At 73.8% G+C, this 7201-nt stretch carries 9 protein-coding genes and 1 riboswitch; of the genes, 4 read left to right on the top strand and 5 right to left on the bottom strand.

Going from position 1 to position 7201, the window contains the following annotated elements:
- The first annotated feature begins 100 nt into the window (after window positions 1-100).
- From ONA70_RS33415 to ONA70_RS33400, 4 genes are all read left to right on the top strand, one after another.
- On the top strand, window positions 101-1048 hold the full coding sequence (locus tag ONA70_RS33415; RefSeq protein WP_265010475.1) for a flippase-like domain-containing protein: 948 nt from the start codon (window positions 101-103) through the stop codon (window positions 1046-1048).
- Window positions 1049-1117: 69 nt separating this feature from the next.
- On the top strand, window positions 1118-1768 hold the full coding sequence (locus ONA70_RS33410; RefSeq protein WP_265010474.1) for a GTP cyclohydrolase II: 651 nt from the start codon (window positions 1118-1120) through the stop codon (window positions 1766-1768).
- A complete protein-coding gene (locus ONA70_RS33405) occupies window positions 1765-2457 on the top strand; it encodes a RibD family protein (protein WP_265010473.1) in 693 nt (230 codons plus the stop codon). Before ONA70_RS33410 ends, ONA70_RS33405 begins: the two co-directional genes overlap by 4 nt.
- A gap of 32 nt (window positions 2458-2489) precedes the next feature.
- Complete coding sequence (locus ONA70_RS33400) at window positions 2490-3068, top strand: hypothetical protein (protein ID WP_265010472.1); 579 nt, start codon at window positions 2490-2492, stop codon at window positions 3066-3068.
- Here the strand turns inward: ONA70_RS33400 and ONA70_RS33395 are convergent.
- The 5 genes from ONA70_RS33395 to ONA70_RS33375 all read right to left on the bottom strand — a co-directional run.
- The gene (locus ONA70_RS33395; RefSeq protein WP_265010471.1) at window positions 2968-3714 is read right to left on the bottom strand and encodes an amino acid ABC transporter ATP-binding protein; all 747 of its coding nucleotides are present in this window, start codon (window positions 3712-3714) and stop codon (window positions 2968-2970) included. The two genes, ONA70_RS33400 and ONA70_RS33395, sit on opposite strands and share 101 nt — an antisense overlap.
- Window positions 3711-4487, bottom strand: a complete 777-nt coding sequence (locus ONA70_RS33390; protein WP_265010470.1) for an amino acid ABC transporter permease — start codon at window positions 4485-4487, stop codon at window positions 3711-3713. The genes ONA70_RS33395 and ONA70_RS33390 overlap by 4 nt, the downstream gene beginning before the upstream one ends.
- Before the next feature lie 43 nt (window positions 4488-4530).
- Complete coding sequence (locus tag ONA70_RS33385; RefSeq protein WP_265010469.1) at window positions 4531-5388, bottom strand: ABC transporter substrate-binding protein; 858 nt, start codon at window positions 5386-5388, stop codon at window positions 4531-4533.
- A gap of 102 nt (window positions 5389-5490) precedes the next feature.
- Window positions 5491-5622 carry a hypothetical protein gene (locus ONA70_RS33380; protein WP_265010468.1) on the bottom strand — a complete coding sequence of 44 codons (132 nt, stop codon included), beginning with the start codon at window positions 5620-5622 and terminating at the stop codon, window positions 5491-5493.
- A gap of 32 nt (window positions 5623-5654) precedes the next feature.
- A riboswitch (SAM riboswitch) is annotated at window positions 5655-5765 on the bottom strand.
- Between the two features lie 69 nt (window positions 5766-5834).
- On the bottom strand, window positions 5835-7201 hold a 1367-nt coding region (locus ONA70_RS33375), incomplete at its 5' end, for an NAD(P)/FAD-dependent oxidoreductase (RefSeq protein ID WP_265010467.1).

Raw genomic sequence — 7201 nt, 5'->3', positions numbered from 1 at the left:
GCCCTCCGCGCCACCGCCCCCCGCCGGGCCCCCCCCCGCCCCCGCGCTCGTCGCCCCGCCGGCGCCCGCCACCCGCGTCGCCCCGGTCGCGTCGGCGGAGGTGTCGGCCGCCGGTGGGCCGGCCCGGTCGCCCTGGGCGTGGGTACGCACCCTGGGCGGGCTGGGCGTCCTCGCCGTCCTGCTCTGGTGGGTGGGCAGCGGTCCGTTCCTCGCCGGGCTGCGGATGATCGACCCGCCGGCGGTCGCCGCCGCGCTCGGCATCGGCGCGCTCACCACCGTCTGCTGCGCCTGGCGCTGGTCCCTCGTCGCCGGCGGGCTGGGCGTACGGCTGCCGCTGGGCGCCGCCGTCGCGCGCTGCTACCGGGCGGTGTTCCTCAACTCCACCCTCCCTGGCGGGGTGCTCGGCGACGTGCACCGGGCCGTCAGCCACGGCCGGGACGCCGGGGACGTGGCCCGGGGGGTCCGGGCCGTGGTCTGGGAACGGGCCGCCGGCCAGGTGGTCCAGTTGGTCATCGCGGTGGTGGTGCTGGCGGCGCTGCCCTCGCCGGTCCGGCCGTACCTGCCGGCAGTGGTGGCCGTGTCGCTGGTGGTCGCGGCCGGGCTGGCGCTGGCCGTCCGGGCGGCGCCGCGCTCCGGGGCCTCCCGCTGGGCCCGGGCCGCCCGGACCGCGGTGGCGGACGTCCGGGCCGGGCTGCTCGCCCGCCGCACCTGGCCGGGCGTGCTGGCGGCCTCCGCCGTGGTGGTCGCCGGCCACCTGGCCACCTTCGTGGTCGCGGCGCGCACCGCGGGCGCCGACGCGCCGCTGGCCCGGCTGCTGCCGCTGACCCTGCTGGCCCTGCTCGCCATGGGGCTGCCGGCGAACGTGGCCGGCTTCGGCCCGCGCGAGGGGGTCGCCGCCTGGGCGTTCGCCGCGGCCGGCCTCACCGCCGCCCAGGGCGTCGCCGCCGCCACCGTGTACGGGGCGTTGGTGCTGGTGGCCAGCCTGCCCGGCGCGGCGGTCCTGCGGTGGCGCCGGCCGGCTTTCCGGCTGCCCGGCAACTGTCGGTGATCCGGCCTACGGTGAGGGTGCGAGGTGTGCGTTGCCGGCCCGTCCGGCAGCCCCGGACGGAGGAGAAGGATGGACGAAACGCTGCCCGCCGCCACGGTCCGGACCCAGGTCACAGTCCCGTTGCGGTTCCCCGACGGGTACGTCACCACGGCCCGGGTCCACTCCTTTCACGGCCTGGTGGACGGCCGGGAGCACCTCGCGTTCGGGCTCGGTGACCGGGTAGCTGCGGACCGGCCGGGCGCCGACCTGCCCCCGCCGCTGGTCCGGCCGCACAGCGAGTGCCTCACCGGGGACGTCTTCGGCAGCCAGCGCTGCGACTGCGGGCCGCAACTGCGGGAGGCAGTCGAGCGGATCGCCGAGGCCGGGGGATACCTGCTCTACCTGCGCCAGGAGGGCCGGGGCATCGGCCTGTACGCCAAGCTCGACGCGTACGCGCTGCAGGACGGGGGCCTGGACACGTACGAGGCGAACGTGGCGCTGGGCCGGGGCGCCGACGAGCGGGACTACACGGTGGCCGCGCAGATGCTGGCCGCGCTGGGCGTGACCCGGCTGGCCCTGCTCAGCAACAACCCGGACAAGGCCGACCAGCTCGACCGGCTGGGCCTGACGGTGGTCGACCGGGTGGCCACCGGAGTGCACCTGTACCCGGCGAACGCCGGCTACCTCGCGGCCAAGGTGGCACGAGCCGACCACGCCCTCGACCTGCCGTTCGTGCCGTGAGCACCCGGCCGTACGTGCTGCTCAGCTGCGCGATGTCGATCGACGGCTACATCGACGACGCGTCCGCCGACCGGCTGCTGCTGTCCAACGACTCCGACCTGGACCGCGTCGACGAGGTCCGGGCCGCCTGCGACGCGATCCTGGTCGGCGCCGCCACCGTACGCCGGGACGACCCCCGGCTGCTGGTGCGCTCCGCGCGGCGGCGGGCCGAGCGGGTGGCGCGCGGCCTGCCCCCGTCCCCGGTGAAGGTCACCGTCACCGGCAGCGGCGATCTCGACCCGACCGCCCGGTTCTTCACCTTCGGCGACGGGGTGAAGCTGGTCTACTGCCCGAGCGGCGCGGTGGACAAGACCCGCGAGCAGGTGGGCGACGCGGCGACCGTGGTCGACGCCGGTGAGCCGGTCACCCCGGAGGCGGTGGTCGACGACCTGGCGGCCCGGGGCGTACGCCGGCTGATGGTGGAGGGTGGGGGGAGCCTGCACGGCCAGTTCCTCACCGCCGGCCTCGCCGACGAGCTGCACCTGGTGGTCGCGCCGTTCTTCGTCGGAGACTGCCGGGCTCCCCGCTTCGTCGGCGACGGGCGCTACCCCTGGCACCCGGGCCGCCGCGCCCGGGTCGTCGAGGTACGCCAGATCGGCGACGTGGTGCTCACCCGCTACGCCCTCTCCGAGCGTTGCGACGGCGGGTAGCCCGTCTTGATCACCACCGCTACCGTCGGCGCATGTCGTTGCACCGCTACGGTGTCCCGCGGACCTACCCGGCGGTGCCGATCGCCTTCCTGCTGCCGTGCGCCGTGATGGCGATCGTGGGGTTCCTCCCCGCCGGGGAGCCCGCACCGCCGGCGCCAGCCGGCGTGCTCGCCCCGGCGCAGGTGCTGCAGGTCCAGCGGGACGGGGCGGGACGGGCGACGGGCGTGTTGCTGCGGGTGGAGTCCACGGAAGGCCCGGTGATCTGCGGGATCGCGCGGACGGACTTCCCGGACGGCCAGCTGCCGGCCCGGCACGAGCGGATCACGGTCGACTACACGCCGTCCGGCTGCGCGGCGCCCCCGTCCGCGCCCGAGCAGGTGCCAGGGTGGGCGCTGGCCACCGGCGGTTCCCTCGGGCTGGCGCTGATGATCTTCTGGCTCTGGGCGGGCTCCGACCGGGCCACCCGGCCCCGCTACCGGAGGACGGGGCAGCGGGGCCGGGTGCTCGGGGTCAGAGCACCTGGGACAGGAATCGCCGCAGCCGGGGATGCTCCGGCGACTCGAAGACGGCGGCCGGTTCGCCGGCCTCGAGGACCACGCCGGCGTCCATGAAGGCCACCGTGTCGGCGACCTCGCGGGCGAAGCCCATCTCGTGGGTCACCACCACCATGGTCATGCCGGCGGCGGAGAGGTCGGCCATCACCCCGAGCACGCCCTTGACCAACTCGGGGTCGAGCGCCGAGGTGGCCTCGTCGAAGAGCATCACCTGCGGCCGCAGGGCCAGCGCGCGGGCGATCGCCACCCGCTGCTGCTGCCCGCCGGACAGCTGGGCCGGCCGGGCGTCGGCCTTGGCGGCCAGCCCGACCAGGTCGAGCTGCTCCCGGGCGAGCTGCGCCGCCTCGTCCTCGGGCAGCTTCTTCAGCTTCCGCAGGGCGAGGGTGATGTTGCGCAGCACGCTCATGTGCGGGAAGAGGTTGAACTGCTGGAACACCATGCCGATCCGCTGGCGCAGCGCGTCCGGGTCGTCGCCCAGCACGCTGCGCCCGTCCAGCAGCACGTCGCCGCGGTCCGGCTCGATGAGCCGGTTGATGGTGCGCAGCAGGGTCGACTTGCCGGAACCGGACGGCCCGATCACGCAGGCGGTGGCGCCCCGGGCCACCGCGAGGCCGGCGCCGCGCAGCACCCGGTGGGCGCCGAAGGCCAGGTGCACGTCCCGGACGGCCAGGCTGACCGAGGTGGCGGTGGTGGTGGTGGTCATCGCGGATCCTTCCCGGTCGGGCCGGCGGGCACGAGATCGACGTCGAGGTCGGGGTCGGGGGCGGCGACCGCCCGGCCCTGGCGCAGCCGCCGGTCGATCCAGTTGACCGCGTGGGTCAGCGGCACGGTCAGGGCCAGGTAGCACAGGCCGGCCAGCAGCAGCGCCGACTCGTTGCCGGTGGTGGCCGCGTAGTCCTGGCCGATCCGGAACAGTTCCCGCTGGCTGGCCACCAGGCCGAGGAAGTAGACCAGGCTGGAGTCCTTGATCAGCGCGATCAGCTGGTTCACCCAGGCGGGCAGCACCCGGCGTACGCCCTGGGGGATGATGACCAGCCGCATCGCCTCGCCCCAGGAGAAGCCGAGGGCGCGGGCCCCCTCCAGTTGGGCGGCCTCCACGCTCTGGATGCCGGAGCGGAAGATCTCCCCGATGTACGCGGCGGCGATCAGCGACAGCGCCAGCACGCCGAGCGGGTAGGGGTTGGGACCCCACACCTGCATGCCCAACGGCGCCAGGCCCACGCCGATGAGCAGGATGGTCGCCGCCGCCGGCAGGCCGCGGAACACGTCGGTGTAGACCCGGGCCGGCCACCGCAACCATCGGGTACGCGAGATGCCCGCGACGGCCAGCAGCATGCCCAGCACCGAGCCGAGCAGGGCGGCGGAGACCGCCAGGATCAGCGTGTTGGGCAGCCCGACGGTGAGCATCTCGGGCAGCGCCTCGCGCATGGCGTCCCAGTCGAAGAAGGTCTCCCACAGGGTGCGCAACGGATCCATCAGACGTTCCTCCTACCGCCCCGCTCGTCGCTCGTACGTTCCGTCAGGAAGCGGCCGACGCCGACGGCACCGCGACCGTGCCGCTGCCCGGCTTGAAGTCGGCCGGGATCGGCCGGCCGGGGTAGTACTGGGCCTGGAGCCGGCTCCAGGTGCCGTCGGCGATCACCTCGTCGAGGCCCTTGTCCAGCGCCTCGCGCAGCTTGTCGTTCCCCTTGGCCACCGCGTACGCGGTCGGGGCCGGGCTGAGCTGCTTGGCGGCCACCGTGATCTTGCCGTTGCTGTCCGCGGCGGACTTGTCGCCGATCTCGGCCGGGGCGATCCAGGCGTCGGCGGTGCCGGCCTTGAGCTGGTTGATCGCGCCGTTGTAGTCGGGCACCCGGACCGGGTTCAGGTTCTGCTTGGTGGCGTAGTCGTCCTGCACGGTGCCCTGCACGACCACCACCCGCTTGCCGGCGAGCTGGTCGAAGCTCGTGATCGACGAGCCGGCCGGCACGTCCAGCCCGAAGTAGCCGAAGTCGTAGCCGTTGCCGAAGTCGACGGTCTTCTTCCGGGCCTCGGTGATGGTGATGGACGAGCTGCCCACGTCGAACTTGTGGTTGTTGACCTGGGAGAGCAGGGCGGAGAAGTCGGTGCCGACGAACTCCACCTTCAGCCCCACCTTGCCGGCGACCGCGGTGAGCAGGTCGTTGTCGAAGCCGGTGAACTTGCCGTCCTTCAGGTACACGTTCGGCGGGGCGTCGGTGAGGGTGCCGGCCCGGAGCACGCCGGGCTGGAGCAGCCCGTACGGGTTGGCGGCCTCGCTGGTGGAGCCGTTGTCGCCGCAGGCGGTGACTGCGGTGGCGGCGAGTACGGCGGCGACGCCGAGCGTGGCGACGCGGGTCAGGGTGGAACGGATGCGCACTTTTCTCTCCAGAGTGGATCGCGGCGCGGGCGCGCGCCGACGACGGCACCGCCGGACCGACGGAGCCGTGCAGGATGAAACGAGGGAGGCGGGGAGTGGCGCTCAGCGCGCGCCGGCGCGACGACAGGCGTCGCTGCACACCCGCATCAGGTCGACGTGCCGCCGCTTGACCAGCGCGAAGCGGGCCGGGTAGGCGACGCCGTCGACGGGCGGGGTGCGGAAGTGAGCAGACATGGTTCCCCCTGGTCGTTGCTGACCTGGGTACCAGGCCACGCTTGCACCGGCGGCTGCCGGTGCCTGGTCCTCACCCGGGGCACCCCACCGCGGAGGAGGGTTGCCGGCCAGCGAGCCGGGGCTTGGCGCTGGCGCTCATGACCTGCCGAGAAGGCTAGCAGCAGCCCCGCCCCCGGAGTCCAGCCGTTATGACCACCCTCACGCCGCGACCCTTACCGGCCGGCCGGGAGGATCGGCGCGTCCCGTCCGGTCCCGTGCCGGGACGGCGACTTCTGCTCGTGGTAGTCCTGCTCCACGTTCACCGCCCAGACGTCGTGGTCGGCGCCGTGGGCGATGTTCTCGGCGGCCAGCATGGCGGTGAGCATCGAGTGGTCCTGGTTGTTGTAGCGGTGCATGCCGTTGCGGCCCACCGGGTGCACGTTCGGCACCTCCCGGGCCAGCCAGCCCCGGATCACGTCGACGTTGTGCTGGTAGCGCTCGTCGTACACCGGGTAGGCCTTCGGCATGCGGACCACGTACCCGTTCTCCACGCAGCCGGGCCGGACCAGCCCGAGCCGCTCCAGCTCCGCGGTGGCGAAGGCGACCAGCTCGGCGTCCGGGGTACGCCACATCTCGTCGTCCTCGAAGACGAAGTACTCCAGCCCCAGGCAGGTCCGCCCGTCCTTGACCAGGTACGGCGACCAGGAGCCGAAGTTCTGGATCCGGCCGACCTTCGCCGCCGGGTCGTGCACGTAGATCCAGTTGTCCGGGAAGGAGAACTCCGCCGGCACCACCAACGCCACGGTCAGGAAGTCCCGGTATCGCAGGTCGTCGGCGGCGGCCCGGACCTCGGCCGGCGCCGCCGGCCGCATGGCGTGCACCAGCGCGGAGATCGGCATCGAGGAGACCACGTGGTCGGCCGGCTCGGTCCGCTCCCCGTCCGCGTCCACCACGGTCACGCCGATCGCCCGGCGGTCCGCCGGGTCCCGGTGCACCACCGTCACCCAGCTGTCCGTCCGGACCGTGCCGCCCCGCTTCTCCACCTCCTCGGCGCAGCGTTCCCACATCATCCCGGGGCCGTGCTTCGGGTACTGGAACTCCTCGATCAGGCTGGTCACGTCCGTGCGGTCGCGTCCGGGCAGCAGCGCGTTGCGTACGGCGGTGAGCAGCGAGAGGTTCTTGATCCGCTGGGCCGCCCAGTCCGCCTGCAACCGGTCGGCCGGCATCCCCCAGACCTTCTCGGTGTACGTCTTGAAGAAGATCGAGTAGAGCCGCCAGCCGAACCGGGCGGCGACCCAGCCCTCGAAGTGGGACTGGTCCCGTGGCGGCCGCAGCCGGGCTCGCGCGTACGAGCCGACGCAGCGCGACGCCTCCAGCAGGCCGAGGTTGCGCAGCGCGTTGCCGGCCCTCAGCGGGTAGTCGTAGAGGGCGCCCCGGTAGTAGATCCGGCTCATCCGCGGCCGGCGCAGGAAGTCCTCGTCCGGCAGGATCTCGTGCCAGAAGTCGGCCACCCGCGAGACCTTGGTGAAGAACCGGTGCCCGCCGATGTCGAACCGCCAGCCGTCCCGTTCCACGGTCCGGCTGATCCCGCCGACCACGT

Origin of the sequence: Micromonospora yasonensis, from assembly GCF_026013475.1 — a bacterium.
GTDB classification, from domain to species: Bacteria; Actinomycetota; Actinomycetes; order Mycobacteriales; family Micromonosporaceae; genus Micromonospora; species Micromonospora yasonensis.
This window is presented reverse-complemented; position numbering and strand designations above follow the sequence as displayed.